Here is a 22,741-nt window from a genome sequence, read left to right on the forward strand (position 1 = left end):
TATGCCAAAGATTGTTATTTTGCCTCATCAGGATCTCTGTCCCGATGGCGCAGTTCTGGAAGCTGAGACCGGCGAAACCATTCTTGACGTTGCCCTGCGTAACGGTATCGAGATTGAACACGCCTGTGAAAAATCCTGTGCCTGCACAACCTGCCACTGCATCGTACGTGAAGGTTTTGATTCTTTGCCGGAAAGCACAGAAGAAGAAGACGACATGCTGGATAAAGCCTGGGGACTGGAGCCGGAGAGCCGTTTAAGCTGTCAGGCACGTGTCACCGAGGACGATTTAGTGGTCGAAATCCCACGTTACACAATCAATCATGCACGTGAGCATTAACAGAGGGTAGTATGGGACTGAAGTGGACCGATAGCCGTGAAATCGGCGAGGCGCTGTACGACGCGTTCCCCGATCTCGACCCCAAGACCGTTCGTTTCACCGATCTGCACCAGTGGATCTGTGACCTGGAAGAGTTCGATGATGATCCACAGGCATCGAACGAAAAAATCCTTGAGGCCATTTTGCTGGTCTGGCTGGACGAAGCCGAATAAGTCAACGGGCTGCCCACGGGTGGCCCGTTTTCCTGTATGCGCGAAAATAAGGATAAATAAAATGACAGAAGCCATGAAAATTACGCTTTCCACGCAACCCGCTGATGCCCGCTGGGGTGAAAAGGCGACATACAGCATTAATAATGATGGCATTACCCTGCACCTGAACGGAAAAGATGACCTCGGTCTTATCCAGCGCGCCGCCCGTAAAATTGACGGCCTGGGTATTAAACATGTCCAACTGGATGGTGAAGGCTGGGATACTGAACGTAGCTGGGCGTTCTGGCAGGGCTACAAAGGACCAAAAGGCACCCGCAAAGTTGAGTGGGCCGCTCTGGATGAGGCGCAGCGCAAAGAGCTGGGTAACCGCCTGAAAATTATTGACTGGGTGCGCGATACCATTAACGCTCCGGCAGAAGAGCTGGGCCCGGAACAGCTGGCGCAACGCGCAGTAGACCTGCTGTGCTCTGTTGCCTGCGATAACGTCTCTTACCGCATCACTAAAGGCGAAGATCTGCGCGAGCAGAACTACATGGGACTGCATACCGTAGGTCGTGGCTCCGAACGTCCTCCGGTGCTGCTGGCGCTGGATTACAATCCAACTGGCGATAAAGAAGCCCCGGTTTATGCCTGCCTGGTGGGTAAGGGAATTACTTTTGACTCCGGCGGTTACAGCATCAAGCAAAGCGCATTTATGGACTCGATGAAGTCTGATATGGGCGGCGCGGCAACGGTGACCGGCGCGCTGGCGTTCGCCATCACCCGTGGTCTGAACAAGCGCGTGAAGCTGTATCTGTGCTGCGCGGATAACCTGATTAGCGGCAACGCCTTTAAACTCGGCGATATTATTCACTATCGCAACGGTAAAAAAGTTGAAGTGATGAATACTGATGCCGAAGGGCGTCTGGTACTAGCCGATGGCCTGATCGACGCCAGCGCGCAAAAACCAGAATTGATCATTGATGCCGCCACGCTGACCGGCGCGGCGAAAACTGCGCTGGGCAACGATTACCATGCGCTGTTTAGCTTTGACGATCAACTGGCTGCCCGTCTGCTGGCAAGCGCGGCGCAAGAAAACGAGCCGTTCTGGCGTCTGCCGTTGGCAGAGTTCCACCGTAGCCAGCTGCCGTCTAACTTTGCCGAGCTGAATAATACCGGCAGTGCGGCCTATCCGGCGGGTGCTAGCACCGCGGCGGGTTTCCTGTCCCATTTCGTGGAAAACTATCAGCAAGGCTGGCTGCACATCGACTGCTCTGCAACCTATCGCAAAGCGCCGGTTGAGCAGTGGTCTGCGGGCGCAACTGGTCTGGGTGTGCGCACGATTGCAAATCTGCTGATTGCCTGAACGGTGTTTTTGTAGGCCGGGTAAGCGAAGTGCCACCCGGCATTTTGCCTGATGGCGACGCCGTGCGTCTTATCAGGCCTACAACCCATATACATAATTTGTGATCTCTATGTCCGAAACGAAAAACGAATTAGAAACCCTGCTGGAGCAAGCGGCGACAGAGCCTGCGCATCGTCCGGCATTTTTCCGTACTTTACTGGAGTCTACCGTCTGGGTGCCGGGTACTGCCGCAGAAGGCGAGGCGGTGGTTGAAGACAGCGCCCTCGACCTTCAGCACTGGGAAAAAGAAGACGGCACAACCGTGATCCCGTTCTTCACCTCCCTGGAAGCTCTGCAGCAGGCGGTTGAAGATGAGCAGGCATTTGTCGTCATGCCGGTGCGTACATTGTTTGAAATGACGCTCGGCGAAACGCTGTTTCTCAACGCGAAATTGCCGACCGGCAAAGAATTTATGCCGCGTGAAATCAGCCTGCTGATGGGGGAAGAGGGGAATCCGCTCAGCACCCAGGAAGTACTGGAAGGCGGTGAATCGCTGATCCTCTCTGAAGTCGCTGAACCTCCGGCGCAGATGATTGACTCGCTGACTACGCTGTTTAAAACCATTAAGCCGGTAAAACGCGCGTTTCTCTGCTCAATCAAAGAAAGCGCGGAAGCCCAGCCGAATCTGCTGATTGGTATTGAAGCGGAAGGGGATATTGAAGAGATCATCCACGCTGCGGGCAGCGTCGCGACCGATACACTGCTGGGTGATGAACCCATTGACATCTGCCAGGTGAGGAAAGGTGAGAAGGGCGTGAGCCACTTTATCACTGAGCACATCGCACCGTTCTATGAACGTCGCTGGGGCGGTTTCCTGCGCGACTTTAAACAGAATCGGATTATCTGAGTGAAGGAAAGCCGCCCCGAAAGGCGGCTACCTGGCTTACTTGCTCTGGGCGCTGAACATCACGCGTGCAGAATTACCTGAGTAACTCCGATCACCGTGAAGACACAATGCACCAGATACAACAAGCACGATACAGAAGTATCGTATCTTCATTGCGCGGTCCATGCGAAGACCGCATCACGACAGCACCACTGGCGATAATGCCGTGATAGCAAGCACTGATGTACGCTTGCATATACGGCCATGGGACATCCTTTCCTGAAACCAGTGCCCGCTTGCGAGACGGCGAAAAGGGCCGGAAAAGATAATACCTCAAATAGTGAATAGTTTCGCAGCTAATTAACTTGACATTCACTCCCTTAAAAGGGACTATTTGCCCACTGATGTACGCTTGCATTGCTATGGTGACATAGCCTGCTGGAAAGGCCGCGAACCGGACCAGCACAAAAAAACCGCTCATTTGAGCGGTTTTTTTGTGGACGAAAAAGATGAATAAATCAGATTTTATTTAGCCTCAGATGGTTCTACCGGTAAATCGTTGCGAGCACCCCACTCGCTCCATGCGCCGTCATACAATGCGAGGTTAGAAACGCCCAGCGTGGCAAGTGCCAGTACCACCACGGCAGCCGTTACGCCGGAGCCACAGCTGGCGATAATCGGGCGGTCAAAGCTCACGCCGTGACTGAAGAAAATAGCATCCAGTTCGTCGGTAGTTTTCAGCTCGCCGTCACGAACCAATTCTGTCCACGGCACATTAAGCGCACCGGGCACATGACCACGCTTCAGGCCAGGGCGAGGTTCGTCAACTTCTGCGTTAAAACGCGCAGCCGGTCGCGCATCGACAATCTGTGCGGTTTTTTCATGACTGGCCAGCAGTACATCGGTAACACGCACAACAGCGCCAGGCGTAAAGGCCACGTTAAATTCACCTTCAGGTAAATCCTCATCGCCTTCCTTGAGCATTAGATCATCGCGCTTCCAGCCTGCCAGACCGCCCGCCAGAATGGAGACATTTTCGACGCCAAATGTCCGCAGCATCCACCATGCGCGTGGCGCGGAAAACAGATTACCGTCATCGTAGATAACCAGATGCTTATCTTGATCAACGCCCAGTTCGCGCATCGCAACGGCAAAAGCTTCCGGGCGCGGCATCATATGCGGTAGCGGTGAGGTATGATCGGAAAGCGCTTCAATATCAAAAAAGACTGCGCCAGGAATATGGCCCGCACGATACTCCTCGCCAACATCGCGATCTTCCTGTCCTGGAGGTGCCATTCGGGCATCAAGAATTTGTATTTCCGGGTCGTCAATGTGTTCGGCAAGCCAGTCGGCAGCGACAAAGAAGGCGGTGGTCATAGGCATCTCCATTTTTACCAGGTTTTGGCAAATTGTCGGATGTTTACCGTAAAGCGACAAGTAAAACAGGCTGATTTGTCAGGTGAATCCACATTAATCACTAAAATTAAGACAACGTTGTTCAGTTACTGACTTCCACCGCCGGAAATCTGACGCATAATAGTTGTTCTACGTAGCTAACGGGCCACTACGGCCAGGGATGAAAAATGAAACATTTACGCGTAGCGGCCTGCATGCTGATGCTGGCACTGGTCGGGTGCGATAATAATAACGAAAAATCACCGACGGCTGCGAAGCCTGATGCGCCTGCGCCACAGACAGCGCCAGCAAAAGATAAGGCTCAATTACAAAAACTGATGCAGCAAAGCCAGGGCAAGTCGCTGACGCTGCTGGATGCCTCAGAGGTCCAGCTCGACGGTGCGGCAACGCTCGTGTTGACCTTCTCCATTCCCCTCGATCCGGAACAAGATTTTTCCCGCGTCGTGCACGTTGTTGATAAAAAAAGCGGCAAAGTGGATGGTGCCTGGGAGCTGGCGCCAAATCTAAAAGAGCTACGCTTACGCCATCTGGAACCTAACCGGGAACTGGTCGTTACCATTGAGCGTGATTTGCTGGCGCTGAATAAAGCGACGTTCGCTATTGATTATGAAAAAAACATTACCACTCGCGACGTCCATCCAAGCGTAGGGTTTGCCAGTCGCGGCTCGCTGCTGCCGGGAAAAGTGATTGAAGGGCTGCCGGTGATGGCCCTTAACGTTAATAGCGTAGATGTGAACTTCTTTCGCGTGAAGCCTGAGTCACTCGGTGCGTTCGTCAGCCAGTGGGAATACCGCAATTCGTTGACTAACTGGGAATCTGACAATCTGCTGAAAATGGCGGAACTGGTGTATACCGGACGCTTTGACCTCAATCCTGCGCGCAACACCCGTGAGAAGCTGCTATTGCCGCTGAGCGATATCAAGCCGTTGCAGCAAGCTGGTGTTTACATCGCGGTGATGAATCAGGCTGGACAATACAACTACAGTAATGCCGCTACGCTGTTCACGCTCAGCGATATTGGTGTGTCTGTACACCGTTACCATAATCAACTGGATGTCTTTACGCAGAGTCTGGAAAACGGCGCCGCGCAGCAGGGGATTGAGGTCACGTTACTCAATGAAAAAGGACAGACGTTGGCGCAGGCTACCAGCGACGCTCAGGGTCATGTCAAACTGGAGACTGATAAAGACGCGGCTTTATTGCTGGCCCGCAAAGACGGGCAAACCACGCTGCTGGATCTGAAGCTCCCGGCGTTGGATCTGGCGGAATTTGATATTGCCGGTGCGCCGGGATACAGCAAGCAGTTCTTTATGTTCGGCCCACGCGATCTCTATCGTCCTGGCGAAACGGTGATTCTCAACGGATTACTGCGTGACAGCGATGGCAAAACGTTGCCCGACCAGCCGGTGAAGCTGGAGGTCGTGAAGCCCGACGGACAAGTGTTACGCTCGGTGGTTAGCCAACCGGAAAACAGCTTGTACCGCTTTAGCTGGCCGCTGGACACCAACGCGCCAACGGGTATGTGGCATATTCGGGCTAATACCGGTGATAACCAGTCGCGGATGTGGGATTTCCACGTCGAAGATTTTATGCCTGAGCGGATGGCGCTCAATCTCTCCGCCAATAAGATCCCGGTGGCACCAACTGATGAAGTGAAGTTCTCGGTGGTGGGCTACTACCTGTACGGCGCGCCCGCTAGCGGTAATGCTCTGCAAGGGCAGCTTTATCTGCGTCCATTACGAGATGCCGTTCAGGCATTGCCGGGCTTCCAGTTTGGGAATATCGCCGAAGAAAACCTTTCCCGCAGCCTCGATGAAGTTCAGCTCACGCTGGATGACCACGGACGCGGCGAAGTGACCACCAACAGCCAGTGGCAGGAGACGCATTCCCCGTTACAGGTGGTTTTGCAAGCCAGTCTGCTGGAGTCGGGGGGGCGCCCGGTGACGCGTCGGGTTGAGCAAGCCATCTGGCCTGCGGATACGCTGCCGGGCATTCGTCCGCAGTTTGCGGCGAAAGCCGTCTATGACTACCGCACCGATACCACCGTGAATCAGCCTATCGTTGATGAAAACAGCAACGCCGCTTTCGACATTGTGTATGCCGATGCGCAAGGCGAGAAAAAAGCGGTGTCCGGTTTGCAGGTGCGTTTGATCCGCGAGCGACGAGATTATTACTGGAACTGGTCTGAAGGCGAGGGCTGGCAATCACAGTTCGATCAAAAGGATCTGGTTGAAGGTGAGCAGACTCTGGATCTTAAGGCCGATGAAACCGGTAAAGTCAGCTTCCCGGTTGAGTGGGGCGCCTATCGTCTGGAAGTGAAAGCTCCGAATGATGCGGTGAGCAGCGTACGCTTCTGGGCCGGTTATAGCTGGCAGGATAACAGCGACGGCAGTGGGGCTGTGCGTCCCGATCGCGTGACGCTGAAACTGGACAAACCCAGCTATCGTCCCGGTGATACCATGAAGCTGCACGTTGCCGCTCCCGCTGCTGGCAAAGGTTATGCGATGGTGGAATCCAGCGAAGGCCCGCTGTGGTGGCAAGAAATAGACGTACCGGCGGATGGTCTTGATATCTCCATCCCAATCGATAAAACCTGGAATCGCCACGATTTGTATCTTAGTGCGCTGGTGGTTCGTCCTGGCGACAAGTCCCGTTCGGCAACGCCAAAACGGGCGGTCGGTTTACTGCATTTGCCGTTAGGTGACGAAAACCGTCGTCTGGCGCTGGCGCTGGAAAACCCGGCGAAAATACGTCCAAACCAGCCGTTGACCGTCAAGATTAAAGCCAGCGTCAAAAATGGCGACGTACCAAAACAGATTAACGTGCTGGTCTCTGCCGTTGATAGCGGGGTGCTGAACATTACCGATTACGCCACGCCGGATCCGTGGCAGGCGTTTTTCGGGCAAAAACGCTATGGCGCAGATATTTATGATATTTACGGCCAGGTGATCGAAGGGCAAGGACGCCTGGCGGCGCTGCGCTTTGGTGGTGATGGCGATGAATTAAAACGCGGCGGTAAGCCACCGGTTAATCACGTCAATATCGTGGCGCAACAGGCGCTGCCGGTCACGCTTAACGAGCAGGGCGAAGGTACGGTGACGTTACCTATTGGTGATTTCAACGGCGAGCTGCGGGTAATGGCGCAGGCCTGGACGACGGATGACTTTGGCAGCAGCGAAAGCAAAGTGATTGTTGCGGCGCCGGTGATTGCTGAACTGAATATGCCGCGTTTTCTGGCGGGAGGCGATACCTCGCGCCTGACGCTGGACGTGACTAACCTGACTGACAAACCGCAAACGCTGAATATTAAGCTCGCGGCCAATGGTTTACTGGAGCTGATGGGGCAAGATCCCGCGCCGGTAAATCTGGCGCCAGGCGTAAGGACTACGCTGTTTATTCCGGTGCGCGCGCGGGAGGGGTTTGGCGATGGCGAAATTCAGGCAGAAATTAGCGGTCTGACTTTACCGGGTGAAACGCTGCCTGTTCAGCATAAACAGTGGAAGATTGGCGTGCGTCCGGCGTTCCCGGCGCAAACCGTTAATAACGGTGTCGCACTTCAGCCGGGCGCGACCTGGCAGCTTCCGGGCGAAGAACTGACCAATTTCTCCCCTGTGACGATGCAGGGGCAACTGCTGTTCAGCGGTAAGCCGCCGCTAAATCTGGCGCGCTATATCCGCGAACTGAAAGCGTACCCTTACGGTTGTCTGGAGCAAACGGCGAGCGGGTTGTTCCCATCCTTATACACCAACGCTGCGCAATTGAAGGCGTTAGGTATTGTGGGCGACAGCGATGAAAAACGTCGCGCGGCAGTTGATATTGGGATTTCCCGTTTAGTGCAGATGCAGCGTGATAACGGCGGTTTTGCGCTGTGGGATAAAAACGGGTCGGAAGAGTACTGGCTGACCGCGTATGTCATGGATTTCCTCGTCCGGGCAAATGAACAGGGCTACAGTGTCCCGGTAGAGGTGATTAACCGGGGCAACGAGCGGCTACTGCGCTATTTGCAGGATCCGGGCATGATGTCGATTCGCTATACCGACGACTCTTCAGCAAGCCGGTTTGCCGTACAAGCCTACGCCGCGTTGGTTCTGGCACATCAGCAAAAAGCTCCGCTCGGCGCATTGCGTGAGATCTGGGAGCGTCGTGCGCAAGCAGCCTCTGGTTTACCGCTGTTACAACTGGGGATCGCGCTGAAAAATATGGGCGATGCCAATCGCAGTGAACAGGCGTTGACGCTGGCCCTGAATACACCGCGCCGCGATACGCAACAGTGGATGGCGGATTACGGCAGTGCCTTACGGGATAACGCGTTGATGCTGGCCTTGCTCGAAGAGAACAAGATCAAACCTGACGTGCAGAATACGCTGCTGAACACGTTGTCAGAACAGGCCTTTGGACAGCGCTGGCTCTCGACTCAGGAAAATAATGCGTTGTTCCTTGCCGCGCGTACGTTACAGGATTTGCCTGGTACGTGGCAGGCGCAAACGTCACTCTCGGAACAACCATTAGCAGGGGATAAATCGCTAACCCGCAATCTGGATGCCGATGCGCTGTCTACGCTGAGCGTCACCAATACCGGTAATCTACCGCTGTGGTTGCGTCTGGATGTGAGTGGTTATCCACAAACCGCACCGACGCCTGCCAGCAACGTTCTGCATATTGAGCGGCAAATCCTGGGAATTGACGGAAATAGCAAATCGCTGGATTCGCTGCGTAGCGGCGAACTGGTGCTGGTCTGGCTGGAGGTAAAAGCCAGCCAGAACGTGCCGGATGCGCTGGTGGTCGATTTACTGCCAGCAGGACTGGAACTGGAAAACCAGAATCTGGCCAACGGCAGCGCCAGCCTGCAGGATAGCGGCAGCGAAGTGGCGAATCTGCTCAATCAGATGCAGCAGGCAGATATCCAGCACGTTGAGTTCCGTGACGATCGCTTTGTCGCCGCGGTGGCGGTCAACGAAGGACAGCCAGTTACGCTGGTGTATCTGGCGCGGGCTGTAACGCCGGGGACCTACCGGGTTCCTGTCCCGCAGGTGGAATCAATGTATATTCCGCAGTGGCGCGCGACCGGTGCGACAGAGGGACTTTTGATTGTCAGACCGTAAATGATACGCGGGTTGGGTAAACGCGGCTGCTGGCTCTGGCTGGCAGCCGTTGCACTATTGTTTGTGGCGGCGGTTTGGGCGGCAGATAAAATCTGGCCGCTGCCGCTGCACGAAGTCGATCCGGCGCGGGTCGTGGTGGCTCATGATGGTACGCCGCTGTGGCGCTTCGCCGATGCGGATGGTATCTGGCGGTATCCGGTAACGATTGATGAGGTGTCGCCCCGCTACCTTGAGGCGTTAATTAACTACGAAGACCGTTGGTTCTGGAAGCATCCCGGCGTCAATCCGTTTTCAGTACTGCGCGCGGCATGGCAAGACCTCTCCTCTGGGCGTGTGGTTTCTGGCGGCAGTACGCTCACCATGCAGGTCGCACGATTACTCGATCCCCATCCGCGAACCTTTGGCGGCAAGTTTCGCCAACTCTGGCGCGCATTGCAGCTGGAATGGCATCTCTCCAAACGCGACATACTGACACTGTATCTCAACCGCGCGCCGTTTGGCGGTACACTGCAGGGCGTGGGGGCGGCAAGCTGGGCTTATCTTGGTAAATCACCCGCGCAATTGAGTTACTCCGATGCCGCGCTGCTGGCTGTTTTGCCACAGGCGCCGAGCCGTCTGCGTCCGGATCGCTGGCCGGACCGTGCTGAAGCGGCGCGTAATAAAGTGCTCGAACGTATGGCGACCCAGGGCATTTGGCCTGCCAGACAGGTGCAGGAGTCGAGTGAAGAACCGGTCTGGCTGGCGCCCCGGCAAATGCCGCAGTTAGCACCGTTATTCTCGCGCATGATGCTGGGAAAAAGCCGAAGCGATAAAATCGTGACTACCCTTGATGCCGGATTGCAGCGTCAACTGGAAGAGCTGGCGCAAAACTGGAAGGGGCGCTTACCTGCGCGCAGTTCGCTGGCGATGATCGTGGTCGATCACACCGATATGAGCGTGCGTGGCTGGGTGGGGTCGGTAGATATGAATGACGACTCCCGTTTTGGTCATGTGGATATGGTGAATGCGATCCGTTCGCCTGGCTCGGTGCTGAAGCCGTTTGTTTATGGCCTGGCGCTGGATGACGGACTCATTCATCCCGCTTCGTTATTGCAGGATGTCCCGCGGCGAACCGGGGACTATCGACCGGGGAATTTTGACAGCGGTTTTCATGGCCCGGTGAGCATGAGCGAAGCGCTGGTGCGCTCGCTGAATTTACCCGCCGTGCAGGTACTCGAAGCCTATGGCCCGAAGCGTTTTGCCGCATCGTTACGTAACGTCGGCTTACCGCTGTATCTGCCCGCAGGGGCTGCGCCGAATCTGTCGCTGATTTTAGGTGGCGCGGGGGCAAGGCTGGAAGATATGGCCGCAGCGTACAGCGCCTTTGCCCGCCAGGGAAAAGCGGGAAAACTGCGTCTGCAGCCGGGTGATCCACTACTGGAACGTCCGTTGATGTCGGCGGGCGCGGCGTGGATTATTCGCCGCATTATGGCTGACGAAGCGCAACCGCTGCCGGATAACGCGCTGAGCAGAGTGGTCCCTCTGGCGTGGAAAACGGGCACCAGCTATGGCTATCGCGATGCCTGGGCGATTGGCGTTAATGCGCGTTATGTGATCGGTATTTGGACCGGCAGGCCCGACGGTACGCCAGTGGTGGGGCAGTTTGGTTTCGCCAGCGCCGTACCGTTGCTCAATCAGGTCAACAATCTTTTGCTCTCTCGCGGGACAAATCAGCCGGAAGATCCACGCCCTGAATCCGTGAGTCGCGGTGTGGTGTGCTGGCCGGGCGGGCAATCTCTTGCCCCCGGTGACAGCAACTGCCGTCGCCGTCTGGCAACCTGGTTACTGGATGGCAGTCAGCCGCCAACGTTATTATTGCCCGAGCAGGAAGGGGTTAATGGCATTCGTTTTCCTGTCTGGCTGGATGATGAAGGCAAACGTGTGGCGGCGGATTGCCCGCAGGCGCACGAGCAAACGTTAATCGTTTGGCCGTTGCCGCTGGAGCCATGGCTACCGGAATCAGAACGTCGTGGGGCGAGATTACCGCCAGTTTCTGCCACATGTCCACCGCTGGGACAAGACGCTTCGCAGCCGTTGCAGTTGACAGGCATTCGTGATGGCGCGATTGTGAAGCGTTTACCCGGTTCTGCTCAAGCCTCATTGCCGGTGCAAACCAGCGGTGGGAGCGGTGAACGCTGGTGGTTTCTTAACGGTGAAAGGCTGGATGAACGCGGACGTCGTCTTACGCTACTGCTGGCGACTAAAGGGGATTATCAACTGCTGGTGATGGATGATGCAGGCCAGGTAGCGACGGTGAGATTTTCGATGCAGTAGACCAGTTGGTGACTGTTTGTTGCTAAAATTCATCTTATTTTAAAGAAATGTTACCTTCATCAATAGTCAATTGCCGGGATGCTCTTTATAATCCGCGCCAGGTCGTACATCTATATAGACAACAACAGAACACATTACAGAGGTTATCATGGCTATTGAACGTACTTTTTCCATCATCAAACCAAACGCGGTGGCAAAAAACGTTATTGGGAGCATCTTTGCGCGCTTTGAAGCAGCAGGGTTCAAAATCGTCGGGACTAAAATGCTGCACCTGACCGTTGAGCAGGCGCGTGGTTTCTATGCTGAGCACGATGGCAAACCGTTCTTTGACGGTCTGGTTGAATTCATGACCTCCGGTCCGATCGTTGTTTCTGTTCTGGAAAGCGAAAATGCCGTACAGCGTCATCGCGATCTGCTGGGCGCAACCAACCCGGCGAATGCGCTGGCCGGTACTCTGCGTGCAGACTATGCTGACAGCTTCACCGAGAACGGTACTCACGGTTCCGACTCCGTTGAGTCAGCGGCGCGCGAAATCGCCTATTTCTTTGGTGAAGGTGAGGTTTGCCCGCGCACTCGCTAATCTCCCGCGTCTTTCACGTCGTAGATGCGTTGGCTGCATTCGTTTACCCCGGTCACATAGTTTTCTATGCTCCCGGGGATGCTTGAACTTGCCGCCTTCCTGCGACGCGAAATCCTTTGGAGATGAATTAGCGATTTACATATTATTTTCGCTAATGCTTCGTGCAAACGTGGCATCCCTGCGCCAGACTTTGTACAATGCAACGCCCCGGAAGAGCAGATCGCTTGCCGGGGCGTTTCTTTTTAACCCTCCACGGGCCACAACGTGTAACAACGAGGCCGGAAAAAATTATGTCTGAATTAGTTAACACCTCTGAAGTCGTCATTCCTGCGGTTCCAAATAAAAATGGAAAAATTAACCTGCTGGATCTGAACCGTCAGCAAATGCGCGAATTCTTCAAAGAGATGGGCGAAAAACCGTTTCGTGCCGATCAGGTCATGAAGTGGATGTACCACTATTGCAGCGACAACTTTGATGACATGACTGACATCAATAAGGTGCTGCGTAACAAGCTGAAAGAAGTGGCTGAAATTCGCGCCCCGGAAGTGGTGGAAGAGCAGCGTTCTTCTGACGGTACGATCAAATGGGCTATCGCGGTTGGCGATCAGCGCGTTGAAACGGTGTATATCCCGGAAGACGATCGTGCGACCCTGTGTGTTTCTTCACAGGTCGGTTGCGCATTAGAGTGTAAATTCTGCTCTACGGCGCAACAGGGCTTTAACCGTAACCTGCGGGTATCGGAGATCATTGGTCAGGTCTGGCGCGCGGCGAAAATCGTCGGCGCGGTCAAAGCAACGGGCGTGCGTCCTATCACCAACGTGGTGATGATGGGGATGGGTGAGCCGCTGCTCAACCTGACCAACGTAGTGCCGGCGATGGAAATCATGCTGGATGACTTCGGTTTTGGGTTGTCCAAGCGTCGCGTCACGCTCTCCACCTCGGGCGTTGTCCCTGCGCTGGATAAGCTGGGTGATATGATTGACGTCGCGCTGGCGATTTCTCTGCATGCGCCGAACGATGAAATTCGTGACGAAATTGTACCGATCAACAAAAAGTACAATATCGAAACATTCCTTGGCGCGGTTCGTCGTTATCTGGAGAAATCCAACGCTAACCAGGGCCGTGTGACCATTGAGTATGTGATGTTAGATCACATCAATGATGGCACTGAACACGCGCATCAGTTGGCAGAACTGCTGAAAGATACGCCGTGTAAGATCAACCTGATCCCGTGGAACCCGTTCCCGGGCGCGCCGTATGGCCGTAGTTCTAACAGCCGTATCGATCGTTTCTCCAAAGTGTTGATGAGCTATGGTTTCACCACCATTGTGCGTAAAACACGTGGCGATGACATCGATGCAGCCTGTGGTCAGTTGGCGGGCGACGTTATCGACCGTACCAAGCGTACTTTGCGTAAGCGTATGCAGGGCGACGCTATCGACATTAAGACCGTTTGATGTTGGCGCACTACGGTATAATTCCTGTACCGTAGTGCAACGTAAGCCATATGAGGTTTTTTGTTGTCGTCGTCAGGTCAATAATAACGGTGCGTTTTTGTCGACTTTAAGGCAGTATGTAACGGCGTAACAAGTGTTTAGCCCTCAGGTTTACGCCGTTTTGTCATTGATAGTCTGACCGTTTTATACTGTCTGACGAAGGTTAACTGACCAGATGTTTCGCGGTGTGGGTGAGCATTGTGGCTCGCCGGCATCAGAACCCAAATATTACGCAGCTGTAGCGAATGAATACTGAAGCCACGCACGACAAAAATGAAACACTATCCACCGGCATTCGTCTGCGCAATGCCCGTGAACAACTCGGATTCAGCCAGCAGGCAGTCGCGGAGCGACTTTGCCTGAAGGTCTCCACGGTACGCGATATTGAAGAAGATAAGGCGCCAGCCGATCTCGCTTCAACATTCCTGCGCGGGTATATCCGTTCTTATGCGCGTCTGGTGCATATTCCTGAAGAAGAACTGTTGCCAGGGCTGGAAAAACAGGCTCCGATTCGTCCTGCCAAAGTCGCACCGATGCAGAGCTTCTCGCTCGGTAAGCGTCGTAAGAAACGCGACGGCTGGTTAATGACTTTTACCTGGCTGGTACTGTTTGTCGTTGTCGGACTGACTGGCGCCTGGTGGTGGCAGAACCATAAAGCGCAGCAGGAAGAGATCACCACCATGGCCGATCAATCCTCCGCTGAGTTGAATGCCGGTAAAGAGGGTGCGCAGAATGTACCGTTAGATACCAGCGCTGCAGCAAGCCCGGATACCACGTCGGCTGCTGAAAATGGCGCGGTAACGGATTCAGCGCCAGTGCAACAAGATACCGCAGCGGCTCAGGCCCCGGCTGCTGATGCGCAACAAAACGCCGTCGTTGCCCCTTCTCAGGCTAACGTCGATACTGCAACCGCAGCGCCAGCTACCGCGGCACCGTTGCCGACCGATCAGGCAGGTGTGACTACACCTGCAGCCGATCCTAACGCGCTGGTGATGAACTTTACCGCCGATTGCTGGCTGGAAGTCACCGATGCGACCGGTAAAAAACTGTTCAGCGGGATGCAGCGTAAAGATGGCAATCTGAATTTGACCGGTCAGGCACCGTACAAACTGAAGATTGGTGCTCCGGCGGCAGTGCAGATTCAGTTCCAGGGTAAACCTGTCGATCTGAGTCGTTTTATCAGAACTAACCAGGTTGCGCGTCTGACCGTTAATGCCGAACAATCACCGGCTCAGTAACAGACGGCAATGCGGGAGATTTTTTAATGCATAACCAGGCTCCAATTCAACGTAGAAAATCGACACGCATTTACGTTGGGAACGTGCCGATCGGCGATGGTGCGCCCATCGCCGTACAGTCTATGACTAATACGCGTACCACGGACGTGGAAGCGACGGTTAATCAGATTAAAGCGCTGGAACGCGTAGGCGCAGACATTGTTCGTGTCTCTGTACCGACAATGGATGCCGCAGAAGCCTTCAAGCTTATCAAACAGCAGGTTAACGTCCCGCTGGTTGCCGATATACACTTCGACTATCGTATCGCACTGAAGGTGGCGGAATACGGCGTTGATTGCCTGCGTATTAACCCAGGTAATATCGGCAGTGAAGAGCGTATTCGCATGGTGGTGGATTGCGCTCGTGATAAAAATATTCCTATCCGTATCGGCGTCAACGCCGGATCGCTGGAAAAAGATCTGCAGGAAAAATACGGTGAACCGACGCCTCAGGCGCTGCTGGAATCCGCTATGCGCCACGTGGATCACCTCGATCGTCTGAACTTCGATCAATTCAAAGTTAGTGTTAAAGCGTCTGACGTTTTCCTCGCCGTAGAATCCTATCGCCTGCTGGCGAAACAGATCGATCAACCGCTGCATCTGGGGATCACCGAAGCTGGTGGCCTGCGTAGTGGTTCGGTGAAGTCCGCGATCGGCCTTGGCCTGCTGTTATCTGAAGGGATCGGCGATACGCTGCGTGTTTCTCTTGCGGCCGATCCGGTGGAAGAGATCAAAGTTGGTTTCGATATCCTGAAATCGTTGCGCATTCGCGCGCGCGGGATCAACTTCATCGCTTGCCCAACCTGTTCGCGTCAGGAGTTTGACGTTATCGGTACGGTTAACGCGCTGGAGCAACGCCTGGAGGATATCATTACGCCAATGGACGTTTCGATCATCGGCTGCGTAGTAAACGGCCCTGGTGAAGCGCTGGTTTCTACGCTGGGCGTGACGGGCGGTAACAAGAAAAGCGGCCTGTATGAAGACGGCGTGCGTAAGGACAGACTCGATAACGACGACATGATTACGCAGCTTGAAGCCCGCATTCGTGCCAAAGCAAGTATTCTGGACGAAGCGCGTCGTATCGACGTGCAGCAGCTTGAAAAATAACAACGTGATGGGAAGCGGCATGCTTCCCGTGTATGATTGAACCCGCATGGCGCCCGCATTGTTCGGGTTAGCGCTGAGGGTTCATTTTTATATTCATAAAGAGAATAAACGTGGCAAAAAACATTCAAGCCATTCGCGGCATGAACGATTATCTGCCTGGCGAAACCGCCATCTGGCAGCGCATTGAAGGCACTCTTAAAAACGTGCTCGGCAGCTACGGTTACAGTGAAATCCGCTTGCCGATTGTAGAGCAGACCCCGTTATTCAAACGCGCGATCGGTGAAGTCACCGACGTGGTTGAAAAAGAGATGTATACCTTTGAGGACCGTAATGGCGACAGCCTGACGTTGCGTCCTGAAGGGACTGCGGGCTGCGTACGCGCCGGCATCGAACATGGTCTCCTGTACAATCAGGAACAGCGTCTGTGGTATATCGGGCCGATGTTCCGCCACGAACGTCCGCAGAAAGGACGCTATCGTCAATTCCATCAGCTGGGTGTCGAAGTGTTTGGCCTGCAAGGCCCGGACATCGATGCGGAACTGATTATGCTGACCGCTCGCTGGTGGCGCGCGCTGGGTATTTCTCAGCATGTCAGCCTGGAGCTGAACTCAATCGGTTCGCTTGAAGCCCGCGCTAACTACCGTGATGCGCTGGTTGCCTACCTGGAACTGCACAAAGAGAAACTGGACGAAGACTGCAAGCGCCGTATGTACACCAACCCGCTGCGCGTTCTCGACTCCAAAAACCCGGAAGTACAGGCGCTGCTCAACGACGCGCCTGCACTGGGCGACTATCTGGATGACGACTCGCGCGAGCACTTCGCGGGTTTGTGCAAACTGCTGGAGTCCGCAGGCATTGCTTACACCGTCAATCAGCGTCTGGTTCGTGGTCTTGATTACTACAACCGCACCGTATTTGAGTGGGTCACCAGCAGCCTGGGCTCTCAGGGTACCGTGTGTGCCGGTGGTCGTTACGACGGTCTGGTAGAGCAACTTGGCGGTCGTGCAACGCCTGCCGTGGGCTTTGCTATGGGTCTGGAACGACTTGTTTTGTTAGTTCAGGCAGTTAATCCGGAATTTAACGCAGATCCTGTTGTCGATATATACCTGGTCGCTTCAGGGGCGGACACGCAGTCGGCAGCAATGACGCTTGCAGAACGTCTGCGCGATGAAGTTCCTGGTGTGAAACTGATGACAAACCACGGTGGCGGCAACTTTAAGAAACAGTTTGCCCGTGCCGATAAGTGGGGCGCCCGCGTTGCACTGGTACTGGGCGAGTCCGAAGTGGCTGACGGTACTGTTGTAGTGAAGGATTTGCGCTCTGGTGAGCAAACGGCAGTAGCGCAGGATAGCGTTGCCGCGCATTTGCGCACTTTACTGGGCTAAGGAGAAGGACAGCGTGGAAATTTACGAGAACGAACACGACCAGGTTGATGCGGTAAAACGCTTCTTTGCTGAAAACGGCAAGGCGCTGGCTGTTGGGATCATTTTAGGGGTTGGCGCGCTGGTTGGTTGGCGTTACTGGACCAGCCATCAGACGGAGTCCGCACGCTCTGCTTCTCTGGCGTATCAAAATACGGTGACTGCGGTTAGCGCGGGTAAACCGGACAGCATTCCTGCCGCTGAGAAATTTGCTGCAGAGAATAAAAATACCTATGGCGCGCTGGCTTCACTGGAACTGGCGCAGCAGTTTGTTGACCAAAATGAACTTGAGAAAGCCGCAAGCCAGCTGCAACAAGGCTTGGCTGCGACCAGCGATGAAAATCTCAAAGCAGTGATAAACCTGCGTCTGGCTCGTGTTCAGGTTCAGCTTAAACAGGCTGATACCGCGCTGAAAACACTCGAAACCATTAAAGGTGAAGGGTGGGCGGCCATTGTTGCCGATCTGCGTGGTGAAGCGTTGCTGAGTAAAGGCGACAAACAAGGTGCGCGTAGCGCATGGGAAGCGGGTGTGAAAAGCGATGCCTCTCCTGCTCTGAGCGAAATGATGCAGATGAAAATCAATAATTTGTCCATCTGAGAGGGACCCGATGCAATTGCGTAAATTACTTCTGCCAGGGCTGCTTTCCGTTACCCTATTGAGCGGCTGTTCACTGTTTAGTGGCGAAGAAGATGTCGTTAAGATGTCCCCATTACCGGTGGTTGAAAACCAGTTTACTCCGTCTACGGAATGGAGCACCTCTGTAGGAAACGGTATTGGTGATTTCTATTCCAATCTTCATCCTGCGCTGGCGGATAACGTTGTCTATGCTGCCTCTCGCGCTGGTGTAGTGAAAGCGTTGAACGCAGGCGACGGCAAAGAAGTCTGGTCTGTGAATCTGGGTGAGAAAGATGGCTGGTTCTCCCGTGCATCTGCACAGCTTTCTGGCGGTGTCACCGTGGCCGGCGGTCATGTTTATATCGGCAGTGAAAAAGCACAGGTTTATGCGCTGAACACCAGTGACGGTACTACCGCATGGCAGACGAAAGTCGCTGGTGAAGCGCTGTCTCGTCCTGTTGTGAGCGATGGCGTGGTATTGATCCACACCAGCAACGGTCAGTTGCAGGCCTTAAACGAAGCCGACGGCGCCATCAAATGGACCGTTAACCTCGACATGCCTTCTCTTTCTCTGCGTGGCGAATCCGCTCCGGCAACCGCCTTTGGCGCAGCTATTGTTGGCGGTGATAACGGTCGCGTAAGCGCCGTGCTTATGCAGCAGGGCCAGATGATTTGGCAGCAGCGTATCTCTCAGGCGACAGGCCCAACGGAAATCGATCGTCTGAGCGACGTTGATACCACGCCGGTTATCGTCAATGGCGTTGTTTACGCGCTGGCTTATAATGGTAACCTGACAGCGTTGGATCTGCGCAGTGGTCAGATCATGTGGAAACGCGAACTGGGCTCGGTGAATGATTTCATCGTCGACGGTAACCGTATCTACCTGGTTGATCAGAACGACCGCGTGCTGGCACTGACCACCGATGGCGGCGTGACGCTGTGGACGCAAAGCGATCTGCTGCACCGTCTGCTGACGTCCCCGGTATTGTATAACGGCAATCTGGTCGTCGGTGATAGCGAAGGCTACCTGCACTGGATTAACGTTGACGATGGCCGTTTTGTTGCCCAGCAGAAAGTTGACAGCTCAGGTTTCCTGACCGAGCCGGTCTCTGCTGATGGTAAACTGCTGATCCAGGCGAAAGACGGTACGCTGTACTCTATTACGCGTTAATCGTCGCGGCCGCTCGCTTTGAAAAACGGCTCCTGGTGCAGGGGCCGTTTTACTGTTTTTAACAACGGAGCAAAAATGTGCCCGTTGTCTGATGATTTTTTAAATGAGGCTTTAAACATGGTACCTGTGGTCGCGCTTGTCGGGCGCCCTAACGTTGGCAAATCCACGTTATTTAACCGTCTAACTCGCACCCGAGATGCGCTGGTTGCGGATTTCCCGGGTCTGACTCGTGACCGTAAGTACGGTCGTGCGGAAATTGAAGGCCGCGAGTTTATCTGTATTGATACCGGCGGTATTGATGGCACCGAAGACGGTGTTGAAACTCGTATGGCGGAACAGTCGCTGTTGGCTATCGAAGAAGCGGACGTTGTGCTGTTCATGGTGGACGCGCGTGCTGGCCTGATGCCAGCGGATGCAGCTATTGCGAAACATCTGCGCTCGCGCCAGAAACCGACGTTCCTGGTAGCCAACAAAACTGACGGACTCGATCCTGACCAGGCGGTTGTTGATTTCTACTCTCTGGGTCTGGGTGAAATTTATCCGATCGCGGCGTCCCATGGCCGTGGAGTTCTCAGCCTGCTGGAGCATGTACTGCTGCCGTGGATGGACGACGTTGCTCCGCAGGAAGAAGTCGACGAAGACGCGGAATACTGGGCGCAGCTGGAAGCCAAAGAAAATGGCGAAGAAGAGCCTGAAGATGATTTCAATCCGCAGGATTTGCCGATCAAACTGGCGATCGTGGGTCGCCCGAACGTAGGTAAGTCCACACTTACTAACCGTATTCTTGGCGAAGATCGTGTGGTGGTTTACGACATGCCGGGGACCACGCGTGACAGTATTTATATTCCGATGCAGCGCGATGAGCGCGAATATGTGCTTATCGATACCGCGGGCGTGCGTAAGCGCGGCAAAATTACCGAAGCGGTAGAAAAATTCTCAGTTATCAAAACGCTGCAGGCGATTGAAGATGCCAACGTGGTGATGTTGGTGATTGACGCACGCGAAGGGATTTCCGATCAGGACCTGTCGCTGCTGGGCTTTATCCTCAACAGTGGGCGCTCACTTGTTATCGTTGTGAACAAGTGGGATGGTCTGACGCAGGAAGTAAAAGAGCAGGTCAAAGAGACGCTGGACTTCCGTCTGGGCTTTATTGATTTTGCACGCGTACACTTTATCTCTGCGCTGCACGGCAGCGGTGTGGGTAATCTGTTTGAATCGGTCCGTGAAGCGTATGACAGCTCCACCCGTCGCGTGAGCACCGCGATGCTGACGCGCATCATGACCATGGCAGTAGAAGATCATCAGCCGCCACTGGTGCGTGGTCGTCGTGTGAAGCTGAAATACGCCCACGCGGGTGGTTATAACCCGCCAATCGTGGTGATTCACGGCAACCAGGTCAAAGACCTGCCGGATTCCTACAAGCGTTATCTGATGAACTATTTCCGCAAATCTCTGGACGTAATGGGGACGCCGATCCGTATTCAGTTCAAAGAAGGGGAAAACCCGTTTGCAAACAAACGCAATACGCTGACTCCGACTCAGATGCGTAAACGTAAGCGTTTGATTAAACACATTAAAAAAAGCAAGTAATCGTTGCTGATGCAGATGAAAACCCGCGCTTGTCGCGGGTTTTTTTTCGTTATTCCAACGTCAACCTCAGCCCGCGCAATGTCAATCACTATTCGTTTTTTACCAAGTTTAAATCTAAGAAAGTAGACAATTGTCGAGTTTTCATCTTAAAGTCCCCCGGTTGGTACTAGACAAAACTACTGCCAGGTTATCAAATGGTTAAATAAATCTTCGCCGCATGTAAAAAATCGACCAGCTACGTAACTGGTCGGCGTACATCGCGGTGTTTACACGCACGACGACATAACTTTCGGGAGAATTATGCAATCCTCTGTTAATCAAAAAGAAAGCCGAACTTTCTTCGGTCATCCTTATCCGCTCGGCTCATTGTTCTTTACTGAGATGTGGGAGCGTTTTTCGTTTTATGGCATTCGTCCGTTACTGATCCTGTTTATGGCGGCTACCGTTTATGACGGCGGCATGGGACTGGCGCGTGAAAATGCCTCGGCGATTGTCGGTATCTTTGCCGGTACCATGTATCTTGCTGCGCTGCCAGGTGGCTGGCTGGCGGATAACTGGCTTGGTCAACAAAAAGCGGTATGGTATGGCTCCATCCTGATAGCACTTGGTCACCTGTCGATTGCACTCTCGGCCATCATGGGTGACAACCTGTTTTTTATTGGCCTGATGTTCATTGTGCTCGGTTCTGGCCTGTTCAAAACCTGTATCTCGGTGATGGTGGGTACGCTGTATAAAAAAGGCGATGCGCGCCGTGACGGCGGTTTCTCACTGTTCTACATGGGTATCAACCTGGGTTCCTTCATCGCGCCATTGATCTCCGGTTGGCTGATTAAAACTCACGGATGGCACTGGGGTTTTGGTATCGGTGGTATCGGAATGTTGGTGGCGTTGCTCATCTTCCGTATCTTTGCCGTTCCGGCGATGAAACGCTACGATAGCGAAGTGGGCCTGGACTCGACCTGGAACAGCCCGGTTGTGAAACGTAATGGTGTGGGCGCGTGGCTGCTGGCGCTGGCAGTTGGTGTAGCAATTGTTGTTACCCTGATTGCGCAGGGAGTGATTGTGATTAACCCGGTCGCGGTTGCCAGCATGCTGGTGTACGTGATTGCCGCGTCAGTTGCGCTTTACTTTATCTATCTGTTCGTCTTTGCGGGGCTGAACCGTAAAGAACGCGCCAGGCTGCTGGTTTGCTTTATCCTGCTGGTTTCCGCTGCGTTCTTCTGGTCTGCCTTTGAGCAGAAACCTACCTCGTTCAACCTGTTCGCCAACGACTACACTAACCGTATGATCGGCGATTTTGAAATCCCGGCAGTATGGTTCCAGTCGATTAACGCTTTGTTCATCATTCTGCTGGCCCCGGTATTCAGCTGGGCGTGGCCAAAACTGGCGAGCATGAATATTCGCCCAAGCAGTATCACCAAGTTTGTCATCGGCATTCTCTGCGCAGCGGCGGGCTTTGGCGTGATGATGCTCGCGGCGCAAGACGTGCTGGCAAATGGCGGCGCGGGTGTTTCTCCATTCTGGCTGGTAGGCAGTATCCTGATGCTTACGCTCGGCGAGCTGTGTCTGAGCCCAATTGGTCTGGCGACCATGACGCTGTTGGCACCGGAAAGAATGCGTGGACAGATGATGGGTCTGTGGTTCTGCGCCAGTGCGCTGGGTAACCTGGCAGCGGGTCTGATTGGTGGTCATGTGAAGGCCGACCAGCTTGATATGCTGCCAGATCTCTTTGCGCGCTGCTCGATTGCGCTGCTTATCTGCGCCGCGGTACTGATCGTTCTCATTGTTCCGATTCGTCGCATGCTGGAGAATACACAGACTAAACCGGCAACTAGCGCCTGATAGCACCTCGATGATGCCGGGGCAGACGTTATGCCCCGGTAATTCAACTTTT

At 54.2% G+C, this 22,741-nt stretch carries 17 protein-coding genes; 15 read left to right on the forward strand and 2 right to left on the reverse strand.

Annotated features, from left to right (window positions below; genetic code table 11):
* The first annotated feature begins 1 nt into the window (after position 1).
* From fdx to sseB, 4 genes are all read left to right on the forward strand, one after another.
* Positions 2-337, forward strand: a complete 336-nt coding sequence (gene fdx / locus OGV85_RS03625; protein WP_003037690.1) for an ISC system 2Fe-2S type ferredoxin — start codon at positions 2-4, stop codon at positions 335-337.
* A gap of 11 nt (positions 338-348) precedes the next feature.
* Positions 349-549, forward strand: coding sequence for a Fe-S cluster assembly protein IscX (gene iscX, locus OGV85_RS03630; RefSeq protein ID WP_003037694.1), 201 nt, complete (start codon positions 349-351; stop codon positions 547-549).
* A 61-nt stretch (positions 550-610) separates the two neighbouring features.
* The gene (gene pepB / locus OGV85_RS03635; RefSeq protein WP_061547734.1) at positions 611-1,894 is read left to right on the forward strand and encodes an aminopeptidase PepB; all 1,284 of its coding nucleotides are present in this window, start codon (positions 611-613) and stop codon (positions 1,892-1,894) included.
* A 109-nt stretch (positions 1,895-2,003) separates the two neighbouring features.
* A complete protein-coding gene (gene sseB / locus OGV85_RS03640) occupies positions 2,004-2,780 on the forward strand; it encodes an enhanced serine sensitivity protein SseB (RefSeq protein WP_061547733.1) in 777 nt (258 codons plus the stop codon).
* Positions 2,781-2,816: 36 nt separating this feature from the next.
* Here sseB and timP read toward each other — a convergent pair whose 3' ends face one another.
* Both timP and sseA read right to left on the reverse strand, forming a co-directional pair.
* Positions 2,817-2,945 carry a small toxic inner membrane protein TimP gene (gene timP, locus OGV85_RS03645; protein ID WP_306419305.1) on the reverse strand — a complete coding sequence of 43 codons (129 nt, stop codon included), beginning with the start codon at positions 2,943-2,945 and terminating at the stop codon, positions 2,817-2,819.
* A gap of 339 nt (positions 2,946-3,284) precedes the next feature.
* Positions 3,285-4,136, reverse strand: coding sequence for a 3-mercaptopyruvate sulfurtransferase (gene sseA, locus OGV85_RS03650; protein WP_061547732.1), 852 nt, complete (start codon positions 4,134-4,136; stop codon positions 3,285-3,287).
* Between the two features lie 206 nt (positions 4,137-4,342).
* On the opposite strand from sseA, the gene OGV85_RS03655 reads away from it, so the two are divergent.
* The 11 genes from OGV85_RS03655 (at position 4,343) to OGV85_RS03705 (ending at position 22,689) form a co-directional block, all read left to right on the forward strand.
* The gene (locus OGV85_RS03655; protein ID WP_061547731.1) at positions 4,343-9,277 is read left to right on the forward strand and encodes an alpha-2-macroglobulin family protein; all 4,935 of its coding nucleotides are present in this window, start codon (positions 4,343-4,345) and stop codon (positions 9,275-9,277) included.
* Entirely contained in the window at positions 9,278-11,590 is a 2,313-nt protein-coding gene (pbpC, locus tag OGV85_RS03660) for a peptidoglycan glycosyltransferase PbpC (RefSeq protein WP_061547730.1), read from the forward strand.
* A gap of 148 nt (positions 11,591-11,738) precedes the next feature.
* Entirely contained in the window at positions 11,739-12,170 is a 432-nt protein-coding gene (ndk, locus tag OGV85_RS03665) for a nucleoside-diphosphate kinase (protein ID WP_003037710.1), read from the forward strand.
* A 290-nt stretch (positions 12,171-12,460) separates the two neighbouring features.
* Positions 12,461-13,627, forward strand: coding sequence for a dual-specificity RNA methyltransferase RlmN (gene rlmN / locus OGV85_RS03670; protein WP_003037713.1), 1,167 nt, complete (start codon positions 12,461-12,463; stop codon positions 13,625-13,627).
* Positions 13,628-13,911: 284 nt separating this feature from the next.
* Positions 13,912-14,904, forward strand: a complete 993-nt coding sequence (gene rodZ, locus OGV85_RS03675) for a cytoskeleton protein RodZ (RefSeq protein WP_032937882.1) — start codon at positions 13,912-13,914, stop codon at positions 14,902-14,904.
* Positions 14,905-14,930: 26 nt separating this feature from the next.
* Complete coding sequence (gene ispG / locus OGV85_RS03680; protein ID WP_003037720.1) at positions 14,931-16,049, forward strand: flavodoxin-dependent (E)-4-hydroxy-3-methylbut-2-enyl-diphosphate synthase; 1,119 nt, start codon at positions 14,931-14,933, stop codon at positions 16,047-16,049.
* 110 nt (positions 16,050-16,159) lie between these two features.
* Complete coding sequence (gene hisS / locus OGV85_RS03685) at positions 16,160-17,434, forward strand: histidine--tRNA ligase (protein ID WP_003835173.1); 1,275 nt, start codon at positions 16,160-16,162, stop codon at positions 17,432-17,434.
* 13 nt (positions 17,435-17,447) lie between these two features.
* Positions 17,448-18,068, forward strand: a complete 621-nt coding sequence (locus OGV85_RS03690) for a YfgM family protein (protein ID WP_003037727.1) — start codon at positions 17,448-17,450, stop codon at positions 18,066-18,068.
* Positions 18,069-18,078: 10 nt separating this feature from the next.
* Positions 18,079-19,257 (forward strand): outer membrane protein assembly factor BamB, encoded by a 1,179-nt coding sequence (gene bamB, locus OGV85_RS03695; protein WP_003838454.1) that lies wholly within the window; start codon positions 18,079-18,081, stop codon positions 19,255-19,257.
* A 117-nt stretch (positions 19,258-19,374) separates the two neighbouring features.
* On the forward strand, positions 19,375-20,847 hold the full coding sequence (der, locus tag OGV85_RS03700; RefSeq protein WP_003037733.1) for a ribosome biogenesis GTPase Der: 1,473 nt from the start codon (positions 19,375-19,377) through the stop codon (positions 20,845-20,847).
* 300 nt (positions 20,848-21,147) lie between these two features.
* Positions 21,148-22,689 carry a peptide MFS transporter gene (locus OGV85_RS03705; RefSeq protein WP_003037736.1) on the forward strand — a complete coding sequence of 514 codons (1,542 nt, stop codon included), beginning with the start codon at positions 21,148-21,150 and terminating at the stop codon, positions 22,687-22,689.
* Positions 22,690-22,741: the final 52 nt, after the last annotated feature.

It is taken from the genome of Citrobacter sp. Cf132 (assembly GCF_030333885.1).
Lineage (GTDB): Bacteria > Pseudomonadota > Gammaproteobacteria > Enterobacterales > Enterobacteriaceae > Citrobacter > Citrobacter freundii.

Bases quoted from the DNA above. Each gene is read 5' to 3' on its own strand.
- fdx (WP_003037690.1), top strand. From the start codon at position 2: ATGCCAAAGATTGTTATTTTGCCTCATCAGGATCTCTGTCCCGATGGC.
- iscX (WP_003037694.1), top strand. From the start codon at position 349: ATGGGACTGAAGTGGACCGATAGCCGTGAAATCGGCGAGGCGCTGTAC.
- pepB (WP_061547734.1), top strand. From the start codon at position 611: ATGACAGAAGCCATGAAAATTACGCTTTCCACGCAACCCGCTGATGCC.
- sseB (WP_061547733.1), top strand. From the start codon at position 2,004: ATGTCCGAAACGAAAAACGAATTAGAAACCCTGCTGGAGCAAGCGGCG.
- timP (WP_306419305.1), bottom strand. From the start codon at position 2,945: ATGGACCGCGCAATGAAGATACGATACTTCTGTATCGTGCTTGTTGTA.
- sseA (WP_061547732.1), bottom strand. From the start codon at position 4,136: ATGACCACCGCCTTCTTTGTCGCTGCCGACTGGCTTGCCGAACACATT.
- OGV85_RS03655 (WP_061547731.1), top strand. From the start codon at position 4,343: ATGAAACATTTACGCGTAGCGGCCTGCATGCTGATGCTGGCACTGGTC.
- pbpC (WP_061547730.1), top strand. From the start codon at position 9,278: ATGATACGCGGGTTGGGTAAACGCGGCTGCTGGCTCTGGCTGGCAGCC.
- ndk (WP_003037710.1), top strand. From the start codon at position 11,739: ATGGCTATTGAACGTACTTTTTCCATCATCAAACCAAACGCGGTGGCA.
- rlmN (WP_003037713.1), top strand. From the start codon at position 12,461: ATGTCTGAATTAGTTAACACCTCTGAAGTCGTCATTCCTGCGGTTCCA.
- rodZ (WP_032937882.1), top strand. From the start codon at position 13,912: ATGAATACTGAAGCCACGCACGACAAAAATGAAACACTATCCACCGGC.
- ispG (WP_003037720.1), top strand. From the start codon at position 14,931: ATGCATAACCAGGCTCCAATTCAACGTAGAAAATCGACACGCATTTAC.
- bamB (WP_003838454.1), top strand. From the start codon at position 18,079: ATGCAATTGCGTAAATTACTTCTGCCAGGGCTGCTTTCCGTTACCCTA.
- der (WP_003037733.1), top strand. From the start codon at position 19,375: ATGGTACCTGTGGTCGCGCTTGTCGGGCGCCCTAACGTTGGCAAATCC.
- OGV85_RS03705 (WP_003037736.1), top strand. From the start codon at position 21,148: ATGCAATCCTCTGTTAATCAAAAAGAAAGCCGAACTTTCTTCGGTCAT.